Below are 22,780 nucleotides of genomic sequence, written 5' to 3' on the forward strand. Positions count from 1 at the left end.
AAAATGACTGTTCAACTTTTTTCAGAATGTTATAATAAGATAAAAAAAAGATAAAGAGAGTGTGACAAACAAATGAAAGATACATACTTAAAATCAAAAAAAATATTGATAGTTGATGATGAAGAATGTTTAAGAAGTATGCTTATTACCATATTAAAAGATGAAAATTTTTATAATATTGTTACTGCTGATTGTGTAAAATCAGCTTTGAAAATCTGCCAACAGGAAAAACCAGATATAGCTATATTAGATGTTATGCTTCCAGACGGAAACGGCTTTGAACTTATGGACTCACTAAGAAGTTTCACTAATATTCCAGTAATATTTTTGACTGCAAAAGATGATATACAAGATAAATATTCTGGTTTTGGGTTAGGAGCTGACGATTATATAACAAAACCCTTTATGCCCAAAGAACTTATCTATCGCCTAAATGCTGTATTACGCAGATGTTATAAGGAAGATAGTCCTCTTATAGAATTACATGATTGTAAAATTGATTTAGCTAATGCACAGGTTATAAAGAATGATGAAGTTTTACCTCTTACTGCAAAAGAGCATGATATTTTAGAAACCCTTATACGAAATGCTAGTCATATTGTGACAATAGACGCTCTTTGTGAAGCTGTATGGGGCGACAACCCATTTGGATATGGAAATTCTCTCCTTGCTCATATTCGACGTATAAGAGAAAAAATTGAGCTTAATCCCTCAAAGCCAATATCACTAATAACAGTTAAAGGATTGGGGTATAAAATAAATGTGGAAAGCAGGTTATAATAATGCGTAATTTTGGAAAATTTATCAGTAAGCATTTCTTTATATACTTATCAGTAGTAATTTTTATCGTGATTTTTGATTTGCTCATTTTCTTTCTAACTTTTAACGGTACTGTTAATAGTATAAGCAAAGATAATCCTGTACAAACAATAGAAAAAGTATCTAATAACCTTACTATTCAAAATGGAGAATACATATTAAGTAATAAGTGTCAAAAAGATTTAATTACAGACAATATCTGGGGAATTGTAATAAATAATAATGGTAATGTTGTATGGCAATATAATCTACCAGAGGAAATACCATTAAAATATTCATTGCAAGACGTTGCCTCCTTTTCTAAGGGGTATATCAATGATTATCCCGTATTTACATGGAAACAAGAAAATGATTTATTAGTATTAGGCTATCCAAAGAATAGCTATTCAAAATTTATGACGAACTATCTTCCTCTATCAGCAATACAGAAAACACCCCTTATTCTTTTGATTATGTTAGTATCAAATATTGCCATTCTATTTATTGTGTACTACTTATCAAAACGAAATGTGATGTTAAAAATTTCTCCTATACTCAATGGAATAGATAAACTATCACACGGTGAAACGGTTACACTTAATATAAATGGAGAATTGGAAGAAATCGGAAATCGTATCAACGAAACGTCATTGCAATTAAAAAAACAAAATCAAGCAAGGGCAAACTGGATAAGTGGCGTTTCACACGATATACGAACACCCCTTTCCATGATTATGGGATATGCAGATAGAATATCTTCTTCGTTAAATGTTGAGGAAAACGCTAGAAAACAAGCTAATATTATCAAAATTCAAAGTGTAAAAATCAAAAATTTGGTTCAAGATTTAAACCTTGTAAGCCAATTAAATTATAATGTTCAGCCACTTCAACAAACACCCGTTCATCTATGTAAAATAATACGAGAAATTGTCGTTGAGTATCTAAATAGTGACATAAATAATAAGTTTGAATTTGAATTAAACTTAAAACCTAATACAGAGCTAATTACCATTATAGGCGATGAAAGATTGCTAGGTCGAGCAATACAAAATATTATTTCTAATAGTATTAATCACAATGAAAATGGCTGTATGATTTCAGTTCGTTTAGGAATACATGAAAATAATTTAACATTAGTAATCAGCGATAATGGAAAAGGACTTTCCGAAGAAGAACTACAAAAAATACAATCGACACCTCATTATTTACAAAGTACAGATGATAGATTAGATTTACGACATGGTCTAGGACTTCTTCTTGTAAAAGAAATTATTTCTATTCATAAAGGAAATGTTTCTATTTCAAGTGCATTAAATAAAGGCTTTTCTACAACTATTTCTTTACCCATAAAAAATCAATGATAAAACCGTAGCTTGTATATTACATCAAATGTTATATTACAGGCTACGGTCTTTTTATAGCATTTATCCTACAATCTTCCAGTTACTATCCTTTTGTAACACAAGCTCGTACTGTGATACCTGCGTCGCTTTTGTCTGATTATCAAGGAATTTCACGGCAACCTTAACTTTCACATTGTCCCCGTCCTTTGTAAATACTGGGTTTACCAATTCAGAATAAAGATAGTCCCTGCCGATAGGTTCAATTACATTTCCCGATACATAGTAAGCAAGCTCTTTTTCTGTGGCTGTCGGGTACAGTTTAAAGAATGTTTCCAAAAATGCGGTAGCGTCATTGACAGTATCAGCGTCTACGCTTGTGTCTGCTTCTGGTGTCTTAGGCTCGTAGTCTGATTTTTCGATTGCTGGTGCAAGGGTAGGGTTCTGAACGATTACCATATCCCCGTCAGCGTCCACATGAACTTTTACGGTATAGGTTGCCTTAACCGCTGTTGTCTGTTCTCCCTCTTTTATCTGCTGATCTACTTCGTAGGTAGCAGAAAAAGTGTCCGTTCCCGACTGTTCGATACTCCATACAATCACATCTGTAACCGTGGAGTTGGTCGGTATATCGGTTCTAATGGTATCTACATTCAAGTCCTGCAATTCTTTTGTAAGATAACCGCTGATTGCCTGTGTCCTTGCTTCAATCGCTTCTTTGCTGTTATTCCATGTGTAGTAGGACTTCGCAAAATTCTTCACGAAATTTTCTATCCCGTTGGTGTCCTGCAAGCGAAGCTCTATGATTTCTTTTTCATGGGTGGTGTGCTGGTCGATAGCGGTAAAGTTCTTATACACCCCAAAGCTCACGCTTGCGATAAGCACCACCCACAGCGCAATCACGGTTTTCTTATGCGTGCCTACCTTGACAGTACGCACCTTTTTTTCTTTTGGTTCTTTGATAGTTTCTGTCTGCTTCTTATTCTTCTTAAACATATTTTTCAAATCCTTTCTATTGTTTTACTCGTCCTGCACCGATTAAGTGCTGTTGCCAGTAACTACTACTTAGGTCTGCATATCCTATCGGGTCGCCTGCATGGTACATCTGGTTATTTCCTACATATATTCCCACATGGGTTACATACGAACCAGCATTATAGGTGGAATGGAAAAACACCAAGTCCCCAGCCTTTGCCTGCGAGAGTGGAAGATGTTGGGTAGCGTCATACTGTGCTTGTGCTGTTCTCGGTAAGGAGATACCAGCTTTTCCATAGCACCATTGCACAAGTCCGCTACAATCAAAGGAAGTGTTCGGGTTACTGCCACCATACACATACTTCCAGCCTTGATATTTCAACGCTTCATTCATAATCGCTTGTGCCGTCGCATTATCAAAATGTGCCACAGTCAGATATTGATTGACTAATTCCACATAGAACATATTTCCATAGCCATACCGCCAGCCCCCGTTCTTCGCAACAGCTATCGGGTTGGTGTAGGTTACTTTCTTTCCGCCCGATTTCTCACGGGCGAAGCTCTCTGCAAGATTGTAGGTATGTTTCTTTCCTTTTCCTGCCACATATCCCACATAACCACCGCCATAGTTATAGGACTGTATCGCTACATTCAAATCGTCGATACCTTGATTTTTGCAGGAAGAAAGCAGGGACGCAAAATATTTACACCCCTGCTTGATTGAGCTTTCTGTATCTAAAGAGTTGGGCGGTAGTCCCAGACTTTCTGAACTCTGCATAACATCTTCTGCCGTACCGCCACTTTCTACTTGAATGATAGCCAGTAGCACATTGACATACTCGGAAATGCCGTATTCTCTGGCATATTTTTCCACCATAGGCTGATGTTTCAAGACTTCTGCGGATAAGTTCATACCCGTAATGCCAGAAGAAAAGTTACTGTTCTCGTCGTCGCTGTCCGCACTAATCAAGACACCAAAGAAAAGCACCAGAGAAAAGAGGATAGGAAACAGACTGCCAATGATAGCGATATGTTTCAGTTTCATTTTTTCTTCTGTCCTTTCTTCATTACAAGACTACGGTTCTTTTCGGTATGTTCTGTTGTACGCTTTGATTGTTCAAAGGTCTGTGTCTTTGTAGTACGCTCTGCTTTGTAGTTCTGGCGTGTTTCCTGCGATACCACTTTTTCTACATTCTGCCTATGTACTGGCTGTACAGACTGGGTCGCTTTTCTATCAGAAGCACCAGAAGATAGCGGACGCTCTTTGATAACACTTGTCTTGACTGGCTCACTTGTTTTTGAAGTGGTCGCTGTGGCAGGGCGTTTGACTTCCTGCGTCTTTTCCATACTCGGCTTTGGAATGGTTGAAGCCGTGGCTGGTCGCTCATGGGGACGGGTAGCTCCCGTTGTCGCTGATCCGTCAGCCTTTCGCTGTGCCTGCCTTGCTTCTTGTGCCTTTTGAAGCTCCATACGCTTATCGGCGATATTTTGTCTATGCTGTGTCTGCTTTTCCAATCGTCCCGTTTGTCTGGACTGCTGTTCCTGCACCATACCACGCTTGAAGTCAGACACGCTGGACTTTGCTTTTTCCTTTGCGGAATATACCGCATAAGCGGTCTGTGTTGGCATATCCTTGATATTCTCTTTGACAGCGTTTGCCTTGTCTTTTACTTTATTTTTCGTATCTAAGACAGCACCAACCTTTGAGCCTGCACGCTGTCCCATGCTGGAAGTGGTATTGCCCCGATTTTCTTTTGAAGCTGTATTTTTTCTTTCCGCTCGTTTATTAGCAACGGCACTTCCAGCCACCGCACCAGCGACACCGCCCGAAATACCGCCAGCACTTACCGCCCTTGCAATACGGTGTTCCATACGCCTAGCCCCATGTCGCATAAACAGATACGGTCTGCGGAAAATTCTTCGTCCCATGCTTTGACTGTCATTAGCGTTCAAAGAGAACATACTCATTAAATCGCCCAGCTTCATGTAGATACCAGCGAAACATACTATCTGCAAGAACGCCACCATGAAGAACGGATAGTCCGTGGAAATGTTATAAAACATACTGGAAATGCTGAACGCCACCGTTACAATGAGCGTTATTCCTGCCCGTGTCATAATGGTATTAAACACCCTCACGATTGCCTGTTTTGCCATGCTTTCATAGCTCGGTATCATGGAAAGTAGAAAGCTGATAGGTAAAAACATAGCGAATATAATAAAAAGTATCTGGCTGAACAACATCATGCCCGTAAGCAAGAATACAAATATCGTTATCCCTAAATTGAAGAACAGCAGGAAGAACACCATGCCTAAACGGTTTACGACCTGCGGTATCGTCAGATTGTTGTTGTCGTTGTCCTCAATTTCTGTTTTCACGACTTCCTCTCTGGTCTTGCCGTCCTCGTCCTCTGGGCTTGCCGATACGAGAGCTTCTACACGGTCTGCCCCGATTTCCTCTGCGTTGCTGTTTCCAAATTGCAGAAGTAGCCACGGCTGTTCCACTTGAATAGAAAATAAGCTGTCCCGTATCAAGTCTACGCTGTCCTTGCCCTCGCTGTCAGAGTTGGGGAGCATGATTTTTGTTCCCAAATCAAGTGAAGCGGTACTGATGTCTGATGAAAATTCATTTATCTTCTTGATGTAATCGGGAGCATAGGCGATAAACGAAGCGGACAGTACGAACACCACTACAAAGTTGATAACGGCGTGAAGTGCCTTGCTGGTTTCCCGTTTGATAAGTCCCGTATAGGCAACATAAAGTCCCACCACTAAGATAATGAGAAGCAGGAAACCAACATAAAAGCCCGTAGAAGAAAAGCCGTTCTGTGTTACGCCTGCAAGGGTCTGTATGCTCTTTCCGATACTGTCTGCCATATCGTTAATGAAGTCCAGCTTATAGGCTTCCTGCACCACATAGCCCGTAGCATTGCTTAAATAAAGGCTTATCGTCCAGACAAAGTTGGTAATGCAGTAAAGCCCGTACTGCACCGATTTTCCAATCCCGTCCAGCCAGTTCCACGGCAACCACGACCAGCTATTATCCACATAAAAATCAAGCTGGTAGTTGGAAAGGGGATATTTTGAGTAAAGATTTTCTGCGTTTATGGTATCGTCCACAAGCCCCGTCGCATGAGCTACCGTCCCCAAAAGTGAAAGCAGGATAAGGGAGAGTGCCACGACAAACAGAACCATTTTGAGAAAGTGGAAAATCTTCTTTTTTTTGAACGCACCTTTTATCCTTTCTTTCATCACTCCACCTCATTTCTCTGTACGGGCGGTCTGGTATCAAAGGCGTGTAGCAGTTCTTCAAAGACGGGGTGTATCTGCACCACACCGACACGCCCGTATAAGTCCTGCAATAAGCATTGTCCGTTCTCCAAATCACGAAGCCGTTTCTGGTTGTTTTCGTCGTCCTTGTCGATACCGAAAAATTCTAAGGTCTGCTTTATCTCGTTGATGTCAGTAGAACGGAAAGCGAATTTTAAGCCGATATTGTTTTTCAGACTTTCCTTTGACACGTCGCCAGAAGATTGTGTAACAAAATAAACGCCTGCCTGCATAGCTCGTCCAGCACGAACAAGCTTATTTGATAAGGTTTCCCCTTGTGCCACATTTAAGAACGCCCATGCTTCGTCCAAATCTACAATCTTAAAAATACTTCTGTCCGAATGGATAAAATCAAGGGCAAAGGTACTAATCACAATCAGCATAGACACCGACAATAATTCAATAGTCGTGTATTCCTCAAAAGTGGTATCTTTATCTGGCAACACAAGGTCGGCTACTTGAATGATATTGAGCTGGTTATCCAGACTGATAGCATTTTCTACCGTACCGTCTGAAAACAGCAGATGTGCAAAGTCGTAGTCCGTGAAGCTGTCGATATGGTTTGCGATATTTCTTGATATGGGCGTATCTTCACGGCGTAGCTCGTCTATCACATGGAGCAAGCCCCGACTGTCGCTCTGGGTAACGGAACGAACCGCTTTACGAAGTACGGGGAATTTTTCGCCGTCCCTAGAGGAAATACCCGTAAGGAATGTCAAGATGTCGATTGCCAGACTTTCAGCGTCCTTAACATTCTTCATAATCACGAATGGGTCAAGAAGTCCTGCATTGTCCTTGTCGCTGGTAAGATTTACGATATTGATTTCATGGGCGATTTCTGGAAGTGTTTCTTTCCAGTTGCCACGCTCTGATTTTGGGTCTAAGATAACCGCTTGTCCCCCAAACAACACCGAATAATACACAAGAAGATTGTTGCAGAACGACTTTCCACCGCCAAGCGAACCGACAAAAGCAGAAGCAAGGGCATTTGTAACTGTGCCTTTTACGCCCTGCGAAGCTAAAGACGGTTGCAGGTACACATTTCTTCCCGTATCAACGGAATAGCCCATATAGATACCCGTAGTTTCCCCTAACTGCTGGGTCGCTCCAAAGCCAAGCCCTGCCAAGAAGTCTGATTTTACATACTGCACATAGTCATTGATATATCGCTTGCTGGCAGGTAAAAATTCAGAATGAAGCCCCAGCATATCCCCAGCAGGACGCACCAGCTTTACATTGAGGTCGTCGTAAAAGTCCTTGACTTCATCACAACGGCGTTTCAGCTCGTCAAGATCGGGTGCAGACACCCGTATGACATAGCTTAACTTATACATACTTTCTTTGCTCTGGTCTAAATCGGTTTCCAGCTCGTCCACGCTGTCTAAAGCGTCCACCACATTTGAGCTGGTTTCACTTCCTGCTTGATAAGCGTGATTGTCAAGGTCTTTCAATTCCTTTTTCTTATTGCGGACGGTTGTTAATGCTTTTCTGTTCTCCACGATTTCTACATTCATAGAAGTATCAACGGGGAATGTGAATTGCTGTTGCTGGAAATAGAAGATTTCACTTGACGGAAAATCAAGCTCCCCGACAATCGCATTGACAGTAAAATAGGACACATAACTTTCCTTGTCCTCATGTTCCAATCTTAAATACCGCTGGCTTTCCTCAATCACACACCTTGTCGGACGGATAAGGTCGTAGTATTTTATCAGCGTTTCTTTCTTCAATTTCTTCTTTGGTAGCTGGTACTCATAATCTTCATAGGCGATACCGTCCCTGCCGTAAAGATGTTCCATGAGATACCCAAAATCACGAATTTCCAAGCGACGCACCTTAAAGCGACGGGAGATTTTATTTTCCAGTAACTTTTCCATTTTCATGTAACGGTTGATTTCATCATTCGGCATGGAAACAAAATCATTCATCAGCGTGTGGTTTACTTCATGGAGAAACTCCGTGAACGTCAGCCACGCCGATTTTTTGATGTTCTTCAGATTAAGCTGTTCTTCCGTAACCATGAGCTTAAAGCCAAGAAAAAAGCGGTAGTCCACTTGATTGTCCCCAATCATAGATACTAACGCTTCGGTCTGTTCGTCTATCTTCTGATAGGCAACTTCCTTTAATTTTCCCGTTACCAGCTTCTTTGACTGCTCCTGCATACTTCGTATGGAGCTTTCCGTGGCAATCTGCAACGCATGAATTTTACCCTCACGGGACTGTGCGATAAGCTGTCGAAAGCTGTCATGCACGATAAATTTCTGTTCTGCGGATAAGAAAGAATAGTTGTACGGTATCAGCTCATAGTAAGCGAATACCTCATTGTCCTTGTTCCAGACAAGGTTATTGTCAATATATTTTATCGGGAACATAGTTCACACTCCTTACTGCCGTGATTGCTTCATTGAATATCTGCTTATCCAGTTTTACGGCTTTTCCTGCATAAGTGATTTTAGGTCGCAGGGCATAAGTTATCTGTGATTTCAAAAAGCTGTACGGCTTCTTTCCGTCAAAGGTTTTCTGCGACATGAACCAAGTGAGAGCAACGGGAATACCGAAGTATTTGAGAAATGCTCCCTCAATCATGGAAAGTGGGGGAATATCCCCAAACAGAATGATGATAAATTCTGTAATCACAAACCATGTAATCTGTGTAAAGGTAACGGGAAAGGGCAAGTTAAAGTCATTGATTGCATACAAGACTTTTTCCACGTTCCAGATACCCGTGTAGCTTTTAATCTTTTTCAAGTTCTTTCAGCTCCTTTCGTAAGTTTCTAAATAGAAAAGGACAGCCATTTTCAGACTGTCCCTTAAAAGAGAAATACGCTGTCAGTAGCAACAATGCTTGTCGCTGATCTTCCAGCGTTAGTATGGTATCTCGCACATACCTCGGCTTGTTTCAATAAAGCAACCGCCCATATCCAAATCTCGCCCGTAGGCTTCATAGTCAATGTAGTTCTGTAAGCTGGGTGGAATATCCCCAAGTGCCTGCAATTCGTCTATGTAGTAGTAGGCAACGTCTGTCATGGTTTCACAGTCGGGATAATAATAAATATCGTCCTTGTGTTCCACGACTTCTTCCAGCGTCCCGTAGTGGCTGATAAATTCGTCCAGACACTCTACGATATAGTCGGGAAGTTCCTCTATCATTTCATACATCTCATTGAGTTCTTCAATGGAAACATACTCGCCAATCGCAATCGGGAAGTTGTCGGTATCATGAATTGCGTATTCCTCATACTGTTCATTCAAGCCGATTTTTTCTTTCACATCTTCTTCGTCAATGGGGAACGTGAACCAAGCACCGACTAAATAACCCTCATTGTATTTACCAAGATTAGCAATATAAACCGCCATATCATCAATCATAAGCACCACCTCATTTCCTACTCTGGCAGTTCAAAGATACCGTGTTCCGTCACTAAAAATTTCCCGTGTTCCTGCAAGTGAGAAGCGTAGGCTTCAAAGTCAAAGTAGTATTCTTGACAGTCCTCGGATAAATGCTTGAATGTCGGGTCGTTCATCAGCTTTTGCCTTGCAACATCTATCATGCTTTTGCAGTCGGGATAAACCGTAATCACGTTCCTGCAAATATAAAGTGCTTCTAAATTTTCATACACCGTAAGTAGTGATACATATTCTTCCTGCATATCGCTTGAAAGCTGTCGGTACATAAACTCTAATTCGTTGAGCTGATACACGCTGGTATGTTCGTGGACTTCATCAGCATAAGGCAACACCTTTTCGATAATACGGTAATCCCCACTTTCTGCACCGACACCTAACTTTTCTTCAAACTCTGCAACATCTATCGGCAGGTCGAACCAGTATGATGTTGTTTCTTCGCCAGTTGTTCCTCTCGTTTCCACCAGCACCCTTGTTTCCTGCATTGTTCCTCACGTCCTTTCTGTTGTTTCATCACATCTTTTATGGTCTGGTACGACATACCAAACACATACTTTGAAAAACCTTCTAACTGCCTTTCTTCATAGTCGGCAGGGTTCAGTCGTTTCATTTCCTGCCACACCTTACGCTTGTAAGAGGGCAGGTCGGAAATGTATTCACAGCCGACTTTTGCCTGTATATCCTTAAAAATATCGCTCATTTCATCACTCCAATCTGAAATTTTGGTAAGAAAAAAGCAGTCAATCATAAGACTAACTGCTTTGTGTGTATGGATATGAAATTGTATTTTATTCTTCTATGTCTTTCTGATATTCCAATATATCCCCTGGTTGACAATCCAGTGCTTTGCAAATAGCATTTAGCGTAGAGAAGCGAATAGCACTTACTTTACCTGTTTTGATTTTGGATAAATTGACATTTGCAATGCCAACCTTTTCTGATAGTTCATTTAAGCTTATTTTTCTATCAGCCATCATTCTATCAAGTCTTAAAATTATTGCCATATCTTATCTCCTTTATAGTGTTTCATCTATCTCTTGTTGTAACTCACACCCATAATCAAAAATGAGAGAAATACAGTACAAGATAAGGGCAAACAAGGCACACATAAAGAATGATGAAAACACCATCTTAAATACAGAGAGTACGGAAAATACAGCAAATAATAGAACATACAGTGCTATTTTGCGTATCTGAATAGCTGTTGTGTTTGTAAAAGGAGAATGTCCTTTGCTGATACACCCAAATATTCTTTTGGCGTTATATAAGGCTAAAAAGATACAAATAAACTCTCCAAGAACGCAAATGAAAAAGAATATACATTGTCCAAAACTAAGAGTTTGACCTGCTTTAATAGCAGTTTCCCACGCTTCTAGGAATATCTCCGAGAAAAAAAGTTTGGCACAAACGAAAACCATAATTCCTGCAAATAATAATACACTCATTATACCGAAAATAATACAGCCAATGCTAAGAAGTATGGAGATAAAACGAGCAGATTTTCTCAATGGTTTTTCTTTCATAAGTAAAAGCTCCTTTCATTTCTTAACACACAGTATATCATTCTTTTTATTTTTGTCAATCATTTCTTAATGATAAACATTAAATATTTTATCATCAACATTATTATCGGTATAAAAAGCAGTCAATCCTTAGATTAACTGCTTTGGGCGTATAGATATGAAATTGTGAAAGTAGTATTTATCGAACTTCATCGTGCGGAATTTTTTTAATATCGCTAACCCCTAATAATGCAAATATTAGTGATATAACAAAAATAGATATATCTTCTGCTGAAATAGTTTGCATACAATAATCTGTAATTCTCAATCCCCAAAAAGTTGCAAATGTGTCTAAGATTAAATAGAGTGCCATTGCTGTATAAATAGATACTTTGTCTAAAGATAACAAAGCCTTTGGAAATGCACCAGCAATCAAGCCTAAAGGATAAGAAATAATTGTTGCAATAATAAAAAACAAAATAATACTTCCGATAGAACGATATTCAAACCCAAACACTTTCATTATTGCACCACTTATTAGAGCTAAAACAGATAGTACGATAATAAATAAAACTCCACATAATAAAAGTGTTATTATCTTTTCTTTATGCTTTTCAAAAAATTCTTTCAATGTTTCACACTCCATAACTTCTAAATTCTCGCTTTTTTCATATCCACATTATAACATTCTCATATCAGCACTACAATAAAATTTTATGCACCGATAATCTTGTTGAACAGCTCTAACAGTACATCTTTCACACCACCAGCATTGAATACCAAGCCGACAGCAATTAAGGCAACTACTAAGAAACCGATAAGTTTGGAAAACTCACGTTTAAACCCTAAGTAGATACCGATAACCACGATCGCCATAAGCACTAAGCTCTGTGCGTTTGATAAAAACCATTGATATAAATTTTGTCCGAAATTCATTTAATTGTCCTCGCTTTCTTTTAATTGTTTCATTTCATAGTCAGCTTCTTTGCCGACATTCAAAATACACATCAAGACTACGCCGATACCCATTCCCATAGATACCAGCAGGAAGTCTTTTAATAATACCCACATTTTTTATCACTCCTAACTTTCCACCAAATCTTTTGCAGGGGTCGTCTGCTGTTTGATTATCATTTCATGCTTTTCTGTGAGCTTTGCCTGCTGTTCGATTGTTTCCATGTAGTCTGTACCGTTTCCCTTATCAATCTTTCTCAGCATTTTCAAGGTCGGTGCTACCTGCCTTTGTACCCACCGCAATGTACGGTCTAAGGTGTAAGGCTCTGGCTTTGTCGTCAGCTTCAAGCTCTGTCTGTTATCTCCGATAAACCAAGCCCAGCGGTCATTGAGTTTCCAGTCATTTTTTCGCTTGTCGGGTTCTTCATCAACAAACCGCACATACTGGTTGATGATAGAAAATGCGGTCTGCTCTGCGTCATAATACGTCAGCAAATCTCGTACTGCATAATAGGCTCGTTCATTGCGAAGCCGTATCTCAAAACGGTTGATAATGTCAGCTTCTTCCAGAGGTGTCCCCAGCTTGACGTACTGCTCATAGTCCTTTTCATAGATACAGAAATACACATCTGATTTCAGCGAACCAAGATAAAGGGTACGTCCCATATATTCTCTGTCGTCCTCTCTGTGCTTGATAAGCTCGCCCGACTGGTAAAACTTATAGCTTCTGGACTTTCCGATATATTCCCGTTTCCTGCATTTTTCCGCAAGCTCTGGAATATCCAAAATGCCCGTATGGTCGTTGATAGCAAGGTCGATACGCTTCATCACACCACCGTCTATAAGTGCGTCCATGAGGAAGTCATACCAGCTTCTTTGCTGTGCCAGCAGGTAACTTTCAAACTGCCTGCAACCACGCCCCTTTAATTCTAAAAGGACACCTTTTTCTTCGTCAGCCGACGTATAGATAAAGATGTCCCCTAAAGAATAATGCTCCGTATAGCTGTAACGCCCGTAATCTTCATGGAGCATATAATTGATATTCAGTTTTAATATATCTTTGATGATGTGCTGTATATCCAGCGTAGGAAAACGAATTTTCACATAATCAAACAGCATGGTAAGCGGTGCTTCTGGATTGAACCTTGCCAGTTCTTTATACAGAGTTTCCAGAAGTTCCTTTGACGGCTTCATTTTTCCACTTTCTATCTTGTTGAGATATTCCCTTGTGATACCAGAAGCCACCGCCAGCCTGCCTTGTGAGATACCGTAAGCAATCCGTTTCTCCCGTAATTCTTTTATCCATTGTTCTTCATTCAGAACCATACCCCCAATCTGTAAAGTGTGAAGTTTTTTTTAACGACTTCACAACTGAATTTTGCTAGGAAATCATGCTAGAAGCCTTATGTTTCCTATGTTTTTTGTCTATTGTCTATTTGCAAACGTACCCCTCTGTTAGATACCGAGGGGTTTTACCTGCTGGCGTGGCTTACGCCACACCAGCAACGGCTAGTCCGTGCCGTCGCCTTTCGCTTCGCACGTCGCCGTCCCGTCCTGCCTTGCTTGTGCAAGAGAGCCGATGGTCTGCAAAAAATCATGTCCTTTCGGGACTAAAGGCGTATAAAATTCGCTTATCACGCTTGTTCCCACATCACAATAGCCACGCCCCTTGATACGCTTCTGAAAAAACTGTTTCTTCACATCAGAACCGAACAGCATACCGTAACCTAATTCGCTGATACGCCCAAGTCCTACACGGAAATTGAAATTATCTCTGATACCGTCCGAGAAATACTTTGCATCTGGACGCTGGCAGGCAACGATAAGGAAATAACCTGCTTGTCGTCCTAACATAACGATTTTCTTTAACTGGCTAAGTAGGCTCACACTTTCTTTTGTCCCCAGCATTTCAAAAAACGCCACATATTCATCAAAGATAAGAAAGCAGGGTGGCAGTCCCAGATAGGCGTAGTTTTCGCCCGTCTTATAGTTCGGGTGTCGCTTCATTTTCTCACTTCGCTGTACCATGCCCTCATAAAAGGCATTGACGCAATCAATCATTTCTTCTTTCGTGTGATACACATTTCCCATAACTGTCCCCAAGTCTGCTAAGTCCGCATTTTTCGGGTCTAAGATATAAAGGACAGCGTTTGTATGCAGTAAGGCTTCAATGAGTGTCAGCAGAAAATATGTTTTACCGCCACCAGTCCCACCAGCAATCAGAGCGTGAGGGAGTGCGTCATATTCCCAGACAAGATTTTTCATCAATCTAAGACAACCGTTTTCTGCCCGTACTTCATCAATGGTAATGCGGTTCGCTATCATATCATAAAGCAGGGTATATTCGATATAGCCGTCATGCAGGGTCTTGTCGGTCAGCTCACAATACAAGCCACTTTCCAACTTATCCTCCAACCGTAAAAGCTGGTCTTGATATTTTCCCAGCGTAATTTCACAGCGGATATGAAGAAGTCCTTTTTCCATTTGATAATAAATCTTTGGAAACCAGACGATTTTTTCCCTTGATCTGCTTTGCAGGTCAGTAAAAAAACCGCTGTCTTGTACGGTATCGGCTTCATACCACTTATTTTCCAGTATCATTCTTGCCAGCTTTTGACGGTGCAGTAGCTTCTTGAAACTGTCGTAACAGAAGCGGTAATACAGAAAAGCGACCAATGCACAAACACCAGTCGCTATCAGTATGGTTATGAAGTTGTAAAGGGAAAGCGTAAAGCCATTGTCTAATAAGCTGAAATGTTCCCAGTCGGTACGCATGAGCTGTTTGCTATTCAGTAGCAGGAGAACTGCCACGAACACAAACAGAAGCGTCTCTATGGAAAAATGATAGACAAGGTGCTTGTCGCTGGCTCTGATACGGTGTCCTTTGTTCCAAATCATACGCATAAATCAATCACTCCTTTCTGGGTATGAAAAAAGCAGTCAATCATAAGACTAACTGCTTTGTGTGTAGGGATATAAAATTGTAAAACTAAGATTGCATTTCAGATATGGATTTGAAACCCCTCATAGCTGAATATACCATTCCCTTGTTTTAATTTCCCTTCATTTGACAAGTTGTGAAAAGCTGTCTCTATCTTGTCAATTATAGTAACTGGAATAGATAAATGATGATGTCCTGGCAAAATTCGACTTATCTTTAAAGATTGAATTTTTCTAACAGACTTCCAAAATTCTTGTGGGTTTGTTGATGGATAAAAAGCATCAAGGCAACCGCTATATATCAAATCGCCGGAATACAGATATTTTCTATCCGCTTCATAGAAACAACAATGTCCGGGAGAATGACCGGGCGTGTGAATAACTACCAACTTTCTGTTCCCTAAGTCAATACAATCTTCATCATGTAAAATCATTTGCGGAACCCCTTGAAAAATCTGATATTTCTCTACCTTAAAATCCGAGGGGAAATCACATGGATTGCACATAATATTGTTTTTTACCACTTGCAAAGGTATAGGGAATTTGACCGATAGCCATTCTTTTTCTGCTTCATGAACTGCAATAGACCGAAAATATTTATGTCCACCGATATGATCCCAATGAACATGAGTAGTGATTACTGTAACGGGCAGTTTCGTCAATCCATCAATAACCTCTCTGATGTTGGAAACACCTAAACCTGTATCAATCAGAATGGCTCTTTTTGTCCCACACAATAGATAACAATGTGTTTCTTCCCAGTGTTTGTATTCGCTGATGACGAATGTATCTTGGTCTATTTGTTCGACGGTAAACCAACTGTCCATATACTATTCTCACTCCCTAAAAATTTTAATTTGTCGCTTTCTTCATACCCATATTATAACAGTTCCGTATATCCTCTACAACGAAAATCTATTCAGCAAGTCTATTTTTTCGGTTGTCCCTGCGGTGTATGGTTCTGTGTATTGCCTGCGTTCTGGTTGCTTTTATTCTTCAATACAATATCCTCTGCCTTTACATACCAGTCCACATCTGCACCCGTATAGGTTTTTCTTGATACCGTATCGGCTACTGGATTGACAAGCTCCACAACCGCATTGTACGGAAATTCCCTTAACGGTACTTCTGGCGGTACGGACACGGGGATAATTCCACCATGCAGACTGCACTTCAAATCATAGATACGCTTTTTAAGCTGGGTACTCGGTGTCCCGTCCTCATTCTGCAAGAACACATCTCGCACCGCTGTAAATTTTAATTCTCCAAATGTTTTCTCTTTGTCAATAACAAACCCGTTTGATAATCTCATAAATTCTTCACTCCTTTACTTTTCTTCAACTGCTACAATATCATCAGCAAGCAACACATAATCGGTATGTCCCATATCCCCGATTGCGTAACCTCTGCCATATAACTTCGGATTGACAAGTTTTACTTTCTGTTCATACTTGAAATGCTTTTCGCCAGCCTGCACGGGAATTTCTACCACAACATTTTCGCCTTTTTGTACGTCAGAATAAAGGTTATAGCTTCGTCTGGCTAAGACCCTGCGGTTATTTTTATCTCTTTCAAAGACTGGCTCACTTTCGCCTGCAAATTCAAGAGTTCCAAAAGACTGTGCCATATCTGGCACGACATATTTCATTTCCATAGTGTTTTACCTCATTTCTTTCTATTTTTGATAAGTTTTTTGATTGTGATTTCTTATTCTGGCGGTTTGGGAAGTACCAGCAATCCCCCAGATAGTAAAGGATAAAATCAATGCTTACGCACCCTTGACTATCCGTGTTCTTGCAGGTAAGTAGCAGACAATCCAGAATAAGCGGAAGTCTGCCGACACGGTATCGGCGGAGAACGTGATTTTTCTTTTCTCATACCGTTACCGCCTTATGATTTCTTCATTTTACGGCGTTTGCAGAAGAAGATACCTGCCAGTCCAGCACCAGAAGTCAAAAGAAGTGCAAGCAGTCCGTAAAGGTTTGTGCTATCGCCAGTTTTTGGACTGTCTGTTTTATGCGGTGTATCTGGTGTCTGTGGTGTTTCGGGTTTCTTTGGTTCTTCTGGGACTTTGGTTTTTTCCTTAAAGGTAATCGTCTGTCCCTTATCCTCAATATCCTTATGCTCGGTAACTTTCTTCGGCTCGTCTGGATTGCTTAAATCGTACAATTCTTCAAAAGTTACAAGCTGTTTGCCGTCAAGAGAAGTAGCGTCAAAGGTAAAGGCAACTTCCACTTTCATAGTTTCGCTGTCAGCAGTAAAAGTGTAATCACTTTTCACACGTTTTCCATTGATAAGAAGCTCTGCATTTTCTTCTTTCAACATCTGCCAGCCCACAAGTTTGTACTGTGTACCGACTTCTAAGCCCTCTAAGATTACGGTATCAATGATTGTAACGTCTTTTCCAGCTTCAAGCTCTTTGTTGCCGTCCTTATCCGTAGCAGTCGTATGAATTTTGACGATACGCTCTGTGATAAGTACCGTCTGTCCGTCGTCCTCAATGTCTTTATGTTCCGCAACTTTTACGGGTTCGTCTGGATTGCTTAAATCATACAATTCTTCAAAGGTAACAAGGTTTTTGCCACCTAAAGCAGACGCATTAAATGTATAGGAAATTTCCACTTTCATTTCTTCATCATCAGCGACAAAGGTATAATCATTTTCCACACGTTTTCCATTGATAAGAAGTTCTACATTTTCTTCTTTTAACATCTGCCAGCCTTTTAACTGATACTTTGTGCCTTTTGTAAGTCCGTCTAATTTGACAGTATCAACAATCGTAATCTCTTTTCCTGCAAGGATAGTCTTTTCGCCGTCTTTGCTGGTCGCTGTGGTATGGATAGAGATTTCTTTTTCGTATTCATCAGTCAGCGTTCCTAAATCAATCACAAGGTTATTTCTTGATACCACGATTTCAAAAGGTGGGATAAGTTCAAAACCTTTGTTACTATCAGAGCGTAATTCTTCAATGATATAGGTATCATAAGGTAACGCACCTTTGCTGTCATCTGGTTCAGAAGTTCCAAACCACACACCGTCCTCGCTGGTCTTTCCTGCGTTTGTATTGTGCTTATGAGAAGCCCATTCAGCAGAAGTGGAGAATTGCCCGTTATCATCAGTTACCACGACATGATTTTCGCCCGTCATCTTGCTTGTGATCCTAAAGGGAACATTAGCAAGACGCTTGTGTGTACCTGCACCGATTTTTACACCCTCAATATCTCCACGCTTAATCTGATTATAGATAGAATGAGCTTCGTCGGTTAAGTCCACGATTTTTCCATTTTCTGTGATTGTAAAATCAATCGGCTTTGCACCGTCAGTTAAGTAACCGTCGGGAGCTTCACTTTCAACGATACGGAATTTTCCATAAGGTAAAAGGTCAGAAGAAGTAGAAGCGACACCCTCAATATCGGTATGGATTGTTTTTACCACTTCATTTTTCTTGTATAATTTGCCCTCAACCAATACCGCATTATCATTTAAGGAAATGATGTCAAAAGCAGTATCTTTCAAGGTAGCACTTCCTTGTGGCTTTGTATCGCCCGTTTCTAAATCTCGTTTCTGAATTTTCACACCACCACGGATAACCTTGTCTGATACAGAAAACTGGTTACTTCCAGTAAGTACGGCAAGGTCGCCGTCCTCTGTAATCTGTGTTACATATAAGCCTTTTATCTGTTCGGACTTATCGCCAGCCTGCATATATGCACCGTCTAACAAGTAGCCGTTTGGAGCTTTCGTTTCCTCAACGGTTAGCGTTCCAAGTGGAAGAACCGCCTTGCCGTCCTGCATATAGAAGCTATCGCCAGATACCTTGTATGCGTCCGCTAATTTTGCGATGTAGTGAGTTGTCCCGTCGCTGTCTGTTTCAGCGATTGTCTTTGTAACCCATGTACGAGTAGCTTCGGCAGGGAGATTGTCTTTATTATAGAAGCCTGCATAATACTTCCATGTAAATTCCGCACCTGCTAAAGAAGCGTTCCCTTGCGGATTGTCTTTCTGTGTTTCCATATCAATCTTGAAAAGCTCAATCAAAGTGTCCGTTACTTTTGGCGTATCTGATACTTTCAAAATTGCTGTCTTTCCAACTTCAACCTTTAAGGAATATATGGTTTTATCTACTTTATATCCTGCTGGTGCGGATAACTCCTTGATATAAACTGTGCCAGCCTTTACCTCTACAACATCTGTATTTCCGTTTTCATCAGTCGTAAGGGTGGCAAGCTGTTTCGTACAGTCCTTATTAGCAAAGACACCATAGGTTGCACCTGCAATAGAGTAATTCCCGTTACCGTCGGTAATGCTGGTATTACTGGAAGTCTTTTGCAGTTTCGCATTTCCGACATTCAGCTTCGCCCAGAATTGTCCTAATTCCTGCCCCTCGCCAGAGTAGATATAACCGCCACATTCATAGCGTCCTTTATTTTCTTTGATAAAGGCTTTTGCACCAGAGAAAACTTCGTCCTGTGTTGCCTTTGGAATTTCATCATAAGAAGCTCGCACGTTATCACATTGCCAGCCAAAATGTACGCTCAATCTCTGCCAGACTACACATTGTTCCAACAGATAGACTTGTTTGTAGTTCAGTTCCTTGTGAGCTTCGCCATACTGTTTGACATACTCTAAGGATAACGCCACATCTGAAATCTGGTCAGCACTCATGCGTGAGCTTGCGTCAGCTCTGGTCTTGTAACCGTTCTTAAAGTTTGTGTTAATGTCGATACAATAGGCAGTTTCGCCCTCGACTTTCATATAGCCCTCATTGAATGTCGAACCGATAGAACCGTCATTCATTACTTTTTCAATGATACCGACACGCTCTGCACTTTCCGTCCAGTATTGCTTACTTTCTGCATGGACGGGTGTAGTCGGTAAAGCAGTAACGACAGTTGCAAGAGCTAAGAAGCCCGTACACAATCGTTTTAACATCTTTTTCATAAATCTAATGCTCCTTTCATTTTGGGTAATAAAATAGCCGTCCAATAAGAACGGCTGGAAATAGAAAAGGAACGTCATGTTAGGCGTTCCATAGTCTATGAGTTATTCAATTTTTTCTTATTTTAATACTGATGTGCTGTACCATATCTTTGCATATCTAGGAAAACTTGCGTATCAAGGCTCATTCGTTAGTAGTAAATAAGTAGTAAATTGATGTATTTGTTTTCTTGAAAATGCTGATAGATACTGTGTTTTAGCGGATAATCAGATTTTTATTGTGTTTTTTGAGCATAAAGCCTTGAATCATTTTATCATCTTCATACACATAAACTTCCGCCTGTGGCAGCATTTCCTTCACGAATTCATAATTACTTATCCAGTATTGTTCAGGAATAAAAAAATGTGCTTTCAGATTAGTTTTCAACCATATATCAGCGGCTCTATTTATATCTGCCTTCTGCAACTTTCTAATCATAACGATTATTCTCCATCCAACCTGATTATAACACGATTAACTCATTACGATTTACCTATCTGTACTCAACAATTTCTTCGAAAGGTTTCCTTGGTCTTTTAGCCGGAACTTCATTGGCAAAGCCAATCGCAACAATTCCTGTCAATTGGCTGTCTGTTCCGATAAAATCCATCAGCTCATTATAGGCAAAACAAGTATTGGCAATCCATAAGGTGCCCAATCCATATCCCGTTGCTGTCAGAATCATATTTTCAATCGCCGCACCTATGGACAGTGAATCACATATTTCAACAATTCGCTTTTCATTTTCAATGCTTGCAAATGGAGTATGCTGGTTGGTATTAAGCACTGCTATAAGGCATGGGGCCTCCTGCATGATTCTAACGGTATTCTCAGCATCCGGTATGGCAAATGCCCATTCCGGCATAAGTTCATGGGTCATTTTTTCTGAATTTATACCATGACGCATGACATCAACCAGTTTATCTTTTTCTTTCCCCTGATATACAATAAATTTCCAAGGCTGCCTGTTTTTAGCAGATGGTGCAAGGGAAGCACTGTATATGATCTCGTCAATTAACTTCCTTTCGATCTCATCTGGCTTATATTTTCTTATACTTCTTCTATTCTCAATTTCACGTATCATAGATTTCTCTCTCCTTTAGAACCTTGCCCTCAAGACTCATCTTCTCCTATGATTTCCAACCCATCCATCCCAACATGACATTTCAGGAAAAGCACCTCAACACCTGCTGCCTTTGCCTCGTGAAGTGCAGCGCCAAATTCGGGATGCGTTTCCGTATTCGGCCTGACTTCACTAATGCCTTCCATTTGAATCACAAATGCTATCAAACATTTATATCCTTGTCCGCACGCAGCTGCAAGTTCCCTTAAATGCTTAACTCCTCTTTCCGTCGGGGCATCTGGAAAATATCCAACTCCGTCTATCTCAAGGGTGCAGCCTTTGACTTCCATTAGATATTTTTGCTTTCCTTTTTCCATATAGAAATCCAGCCGGCTATTTCCAAAGGTATACTCTGGTTTAATAGAATCATACCCCTGTGTCATCAGCCATTCTTTTACCACTTTATTCGGTGCCTGAGAATCAATGTTAACCCATATCTTATTCTTCTTAACTGCAATCAAATCATAGCGAGTCTTTCGATTTGGATTCTTTTCTATGCAATCTTCCAAAATCACTTCCGCCCCCCGCAGCAGTAATTCACGACAACGTCCCGTATTCTTTACATGAACCGATTCTACCTCTTCCGAGCCATCAATCTTTACCCGCGCAATAAAACGATTGGGACGTTCTATGAAAATTGCTTTCACTATCTTATCATATTTCATGTGACGTTTCCTATTATATGTACTGAAACATTCATTTTACACGATTGGATTCACTGACAGCGGCCTGTGCTTTGCAGTATAATAATCACAATCAATTCGAATAACAGTGAACTACTCGGTAACTAAGTTACCAAAGCATCTGAAATCTGGTGGGATACCGCCTTTTTTCAGGGTGCGTCCATGACACCACTACCGCTTACCTTTCGGCTATACAGCTACTTTTATTATTTCTGGATTCTTTAGTCCGGTTACGGACAGTTCTTTCTGTTTTCCGGATACGGAAAGATGTTTACGCAGGATATTAAATGCTCCTACTGCATCCGCATTATATCTTACTCCATCCGTTATATACATGCCCCGCTCTTTTCTGTTTGATGCTTCTGCATATCTTTTTGATATTTCTGGTGAAAACGGGCTGCACTGGCTGGTATCGCTTTCCAGTTCTGGTTCTTTGACCTCATAGATAACGATAAGGTCACATTTTCCATCTTCCGGTGGATAGATCCGCAGTTGCTTTATGTGATCCATGTTCCTGAAAATCTTATTTTCAAGATATAGAAATTTTTCATGAATCCCGTAAGTTTCTTCCATGTAGCTTTTCAGATCCTTTGACAGAGACAGCCGTAATTGGCCGGAACCCTTCTCGTGCCGGATTCCCATCTGCATGTAAGTGATCGGTATATTGTCCTGTTTAAATCGCGGAGGATTTGGCACTTTGATCCCGCCGGTCTTTTTAAGGGCATAAAATGATTTCCAGGCTTTATCCAGCT

General features: G+C 40.4%; 23 protein-coding genes and 2 pseudogenes. 2 read left to right on the forward strand and 23 right to left on the reverse strand.

Going from position 1 to position 22,780, the window contains the following annotated elements:
- Positions 1-72: 72 nt before the first annotated feature.
- Positions 73-780 (forward strand): response regulator transcription factor, encoded by a 708-nt coding sequence (locus DWZ76_RS06870; protein WP_117844219.1) that lies wholly within the window; start codon positions 73-75, stop codon positions 778-780.
- A 2-nt stretch (positions 781-782) separates the two neighbouring features.
- On the forward strand, positions 783-2,159 hold the full coding sequence (locus tag DWZ76_RS06875) for a HAMP domain-containing sensor histidine kinase (protein WP_117844218.1): 1,377 nt from the start codon (positions 783-785) through the stop codon (positions 2,157-2,159).
- Between the two features lie 63 nt (positions 2,160-2,222).
- Here DWZ76_RS06875 and DWZ76_RS06880 read toward each other — a convergent pair whose 3' ends face one another.
- From DWZ76_RS06880 to DWZ76_RS07000, 23 genes and pseudogenes are all read right to left on the reverse strand, one after another.
- Positions 2,223-3,134 carry a conjugal transfer protein gene (locus DWZ76_RS06880; RefSeq protein WP_118472241.1) on the reverse strand — a complete coding sequence of 304 codons (912 nt, stop codon included), beginning with the start codon at positions 3,132-3,134 and terminating at the stop codon, positions 2,223-2,225.
- A 16-nt stretch (positions 3,135-3,150) separates the two neighbouring features.
- The gene (locus tag DWZ76_RS06885) at positions 3,151-4,158 is read right to left on the reverse strand and encodes a C40 family peptidase (RefSeq protein WP_003431918.1); all 1,008 of its coding nucleotides are present in this window, start codon (positions 4,156-4,158) and stop codon (positions 3,151-3,153) included.
- The gene (locus DWZ76_RS06890; RefSeq protein ID WP_117593993.1) at positions 4,155-6,365 is read right to left on the reverse strand and encodes a YtxH domain-containing protein; all 2,211 of its coding nucleotides are present in this window, start codon (positions 6,363-6,365) and stop codon (positions 4,155-4,157) included. The genes DWZ76_RS06885 and DWZ76_RS06890 overlap by 4 nt, the downstream gene beginning before the upstream one ends.
- Positions 6,365-8,815: an ATP-binding protein gene (locus DWZ76_RS06895; RefSeq protein ID WP_074087107.1), complete on the reverse strand. Its 2,451-nt coding sequence runs from the start codon at positions 8,813-8,815 to the stop codon at positions 6,365-6,367. The genes DWZ76_RS06890 and DWZ76_RS06895 overlap by 1 nt, the downstream gene beginning before the upstream one ends.
- Positions 8,793-9,191 (reverse strand): conjugal transfer protein, encoded by a 399-nt coding sequence (locus tag DWZ76_RS06900; RefSeq protein WP_118472242.1) that lies wholly within the window; start codon positions 9,189-9,191, stop codon positions 8,793-8,795. The genes DWZ76_RS06895 and DWZ76_RS06900 overlap by 23 nt, the downstream gene beginning before the upstream one ends.
- 117 nt (positions 9,192-9,308) lie before the next feature.
- Positions 9,309-9,812: an antirestriction protein ArdA gene (locus DWZ76_RS06905; protein WP_002323345.1), complete on the reverse strand. Its 504-nt coding sequence runs from the start codon at positions 9,810-9,812 to the stop codon at positions 9,309-9,311.
- 17 nt (positions 9,813-9,829) lie between these two features.
- Positions 9,830-10,333: an antirestriction protein ArdA gene (locus tag DWZ76_RS06910; RefSeq protein WP_074087109.1), complete on the reverse strand. Its 504-nt coding sequence runs from the start codon at positions 10,331-10,333 to the stop codon at positions 9,830-9,832.
- The gene (locus tag DWZ76_RS06915; protein WP_117887209.1) at positions 10,252-10,548 is read right to left on the reverse strand and encodes a conjugal transfer protein; all 297 of its coding nucleotides are present in this window, start codon (positions 10,546-10,548) and stop codon (positions 10,252-10,254) included. The genes DWZ76_RS06910 and DWZ76_RS06915 overlap by 82 nt, the downstream gene beginning before the upstream one ends.
- A gap of 88 nt (positions 10,549-10,636) precedes the next feature.
- Positions 10,637-10,852 (reverse strand): helix-turn-helix transcriptional regulator, encoded by a 216-nt coding sequence (locus DWZ76_RS06920; protein WP_074087111.1) that lies wholly within the window; start codon positions 10,850-10,852, stop codon positions 10,637-10,639.
- Positions 10,853-10,864: 12 nt separating this feature from the next.
- The gene (locus DWZ76_RS06925) at positions 10,865-11,371 is read right to left on the reverse strand and encodes a DUF2975 domain-containing protein (protein ID WP_074087113.1); all 507 of its coding nucleotides are present in this window, start codon (positions 11,369-11,371) and stop codon (positions 10,865-10,867) included.
- Between the two features lie 178 nt (positions 11,372-11,549).
- Positions 11,550-11,981, reverse strand: coding sequence for a regulatory YrvL family protein (locus DWZ76_RS06930; protein ID WP_079768435.1), 432 nt, complete (start codon positions 11,979-11,981; stop codon positions 11,550-11,552).
- 83 nt (positions 11,982-12,064) lie between these two features.
- Positions 12,065-12,286, reverse strand: a complete 222-nt coding sequence (locus DWZ76_RS06935; RefSeq protein WP_002323342.1) for a hypothetical protein — start codon at positions 12,284-12,286, stop codon at positions 12,065-12,067.
- A complete protein-coding gene (locus DWZ76_RS14940; protein ID WP_009243011.1) occupies positions 12,287-12,421 on the reverse strand; it encodes a DUF3789 domain-containing protein in 135 nt (44 codons plus the stop codon).
- A 12-nt stretch (positions 12,422-12,433) separates the two neighbouring features.
- A complete protein-coding gene (gene mobT, locus DWZ76_RS06945; RefSeq protein WP_117593987.1) occupies positions 12,434-13,630 on the reverse strand; it encodes a MobT family relaxase in 1,197 nt (398 codons plus the stop codon).
- A gap of 183 nt (positions 13,631-13,813) precedes the next feature.
- Positions 13,814-15,208: an FtsK/SpoIIIE domain-containing protein gene (locus tag DWZ76_RS06950; RefSeq protein ID WP_008792582.1), complete on the reverse strand. Its 1,395-nt coding sequence runs from the start codon at positions 15,206-15,208 to the stop codon at positions 13,814-13,816.
- Positions 15,209-15,306: 98 nt separating this feature from the next.
- Positions 15,307-16,071, reverse strand: coding sequence for an MBL fold metallo-hydrolase (locus DWZ76_RS06955; RefSeq protein ID WP_008687118.1), 765 nt, complete (start codon positions 16,069-16,071; stop codon positions 15,307-15,309).
- Between the two features lie 101 nt (positions 16,072-16,172).
- Positions 16,173-16,556 (reverse strand): YdcP family protein, encoded by a 384-nt coding sequence (locus DWZ76_RS06960; RefSeq protein ID WP_008687119.1) that lies wholly within the window; start codon positions 16,554-16,556, stop codon positions 16,173-16,175.
- A 15-nt stretch (positions 16,557-16,571) separates the two neighbouring features.
- Positions 16,572-16,898, reverse strand: a complete 327-nt coding sequence (locus tag DWZ76_RS06965) for a YdcP family protein (protein WP_008792581.1) — start codon at positions 16,896-16,898, stop codon at positions 16,572-16,574.
- A 236-nt stretch (positions 16,899-17,134) separates the two neighbouring features.
- The gene (locus DWZ76_RS06975) at positions 17,135-20,185 is read right to left on the reverse strand and encodes an SrtB-anchored collagen-binding adhesin (RefSeq protein ID WP_118085012.1); all 3,051 of its coding nucleotides are present in this window, start codon (positions 20,183-20,185) and stop codon (positions 17,135-17,137) included.
- A gap of 292 nt (positions 20,186-20,477) precedes the next feature.
- Positions 20,478-20,660 (reverse strand): annotated as a pseudogene (locus tag DWZ76_RS06980) (GNAT family N-acetyltransferase); the annotation flags it as partial.
- Positions 20,661-20,715: 55 nt separating this feature from the next.
- Positions 20,716-21,306 (reverse strand): nitroreductase family protein, encoded by a 591-nt coding sequence (locus DWZ76_RS06985; RefSeq protein ID WP_118472244.1) that lies wholly within the window; start codon positions 21,304-21,306, stop codon positions 20,716-20,718.
- Between the two features lie 29 nt (positions 21,307-21,335).
- Positions 21,336-22,010, reverse strand: coding sequence for a DNA/RNA nuclease SfsA (gene sfsA, locus DWZ76_RS06990; protein ID WP_118472245.1), 675 nt, complete (start codon positions 22,008-22,010; stop codon positions 21,336-21,338).
- 207 nt (positions 22,011-22,217) lie between these two features.
- Positions 22,218-22,780 (reverse strand): annotated as a pseudogene (locus tag DWZ76_RS07000) (RNA-guided endonuclease TnpB family protein); the annotation flags it as partial.

Source organism: Clostridium sp. AF35-15 (assembly GCF_003477745.1).
GTDB classification, from domain to species: domain Bacteria; phylum Bacillota; class Clostridia; order Lachnospirales; family Lachnospiraceae; genus Otoolea; species Otoolea fessa.

Excerpts from the sequence above, each read along its gene's own strand:
- DWZ76_RS06985 (WP_118472244.1), bottom strand. The coding sequence starts at position 21,306 with ATGATACGTGAAATTGAGAATAGAAGAAGTATAAGAAAATATAAGCCA.
- DWZ76_RS06915 (WP_117887209.1), bottom strand. The coding sequence starts at position 10,548 with ATGAGCGATATTTTTAAGGATATACAGGCAAAAGTCGGCTGTGAATAC.
- DWZ76_RS06870 (WP_117844219.1), top strand. The coding sequence starts at position 73 with ATGAAAGATACATACTTAAAATCAAAAAAAATATTGATAGTTGATGAT.
- DWZ76_RS14940 (WP_009243011.1), bottom strand. The coding sequence starts at position 12,421 with ATGTGGGTATTATTAAAAGACTTCCTGCTGGTATCTATGGGAATGGGT.
- DWZ76_RS06885 (WP_003431918.1), bottom strand. The coding sequence starts at position 4,158 with ATGAAACTGAAACATATCGCTATCATTGGCAGTCTGTTTCCTATCCTC.
- DWZ76_RS06975 (WP_118085012.1), bottom strand. The coding sequence starts at position 20,185 with ATGAAAAAGATGTTAAAACGATTGTGTACGGGCTTCTTAGCTCTTGCA.
- DWZ76_RS06935 (WP_002323342.1), bottom strand. The coding sequence starts at position 12,286 with ATGAATTTCGGACAAAATTTATATCAATGGTTTTTATCAAACGCACAG.
- DWZ76_RS06925 (WP_074087113.1), bottom strand. The coding sequence starts at position 11,371 with ATGAAAGAAAAACCATTGAGAAAATCTGCTCGTTTTATCTCCATACTT.
- mobT (WP_117593987.1), bottom strand. The coding sequence starts at position 13,630 with ATGGTTCTGAATGAAGAACAATGGATAAAAGAATTACGGGAGAAACGG.
- DWZ76_RS06905 (WP_002323345.1), bottom strand. The coding sequence starts at position 9,812 with ATGATTGATGATATGGCGGTTTATATTGCTAATCTTGGTAAATACAAT.
- DWZ76_RS06920 (WP_074087111.1), bottom strand. The coding sequence starts at position 10,852 with ATGGCAATAATTTTAAGACTTGATAGAATGATGGCTGATAGAAAAATA.
- DWZ76_RS06875 (WP_117844218.1), top strand. The coding sequence starts at position 783 with ATGCGTAATTTTGGAAAATTTATCAGTAAGCATTTCTTTATATACTTA.
- DWZ76_RS06965 (WP_008792581.1), bottom strand. The coding sequence starts at position 16,898 with ATGGAAATGAAATATGTCGTGCCAGATATGGCACAGTCTTTTGGAACT.
- DWZ76_RS06950 (WP_008792582.1), bottom strand. The coding sequence starts at position 15,208 with ATGCGTATGATTTGGAACAAAGGACACCGTATCAGAGCCAGCGACAAG.
- DWZ76_RS06895 (WP_074087107.1), bottom strand. The coding sequence starts at position 8,815 with ATGTTCCCGATAAAATATATTGACAATAACCTTGTCTGGAACAAGGAC.
- DWZ76_RS06910 (WP_074087109.1), bottom strand. The coding sequence starts at position 10,333 with ATGCAGGAAACAAGGGTGCTGGTGGAAACGAGAGGAACAACTGGCGAA.
- DWZ76_RS06955 (WP_008687118.1), bottom strand. The coding sequence starts at position 16,071 with ATGGACAGTTGGTTTACCGTCGAACAAATAGACCAAGATACATTCGTC.
- DWZ76_RS06880 (WP_118472241.1), bottom strand. The coding sequence starts at position 3,134 with ATGTTTAAGAAGAATAAGAAGCAGACAGAAACTATCAAAGAACCAAAA.
- DWZ76_RS06960 (WP_008687119.1), bottom strand. The coding sequence starts at position 16,556 with ATGAGATTATCAAACGGGTTTGTTATTGACAAAGAGAAAACATTTGGA.
- sfsA (WP_118472245.1), bottom strand. The coding sequence starts at position 22,010 with ATGAAATATGATAAGATAGTGAAAGCAATTTTCATAGAACGTCCCAAT.
- DWZ76_RS06890 (WP_117593993.1), bottom strand. The coding sequence starts at position 6,365 with ATGAAAGAAAGGATAAAAGGTGCGTTCAAAAAAAAGAAGATTTTCCAC.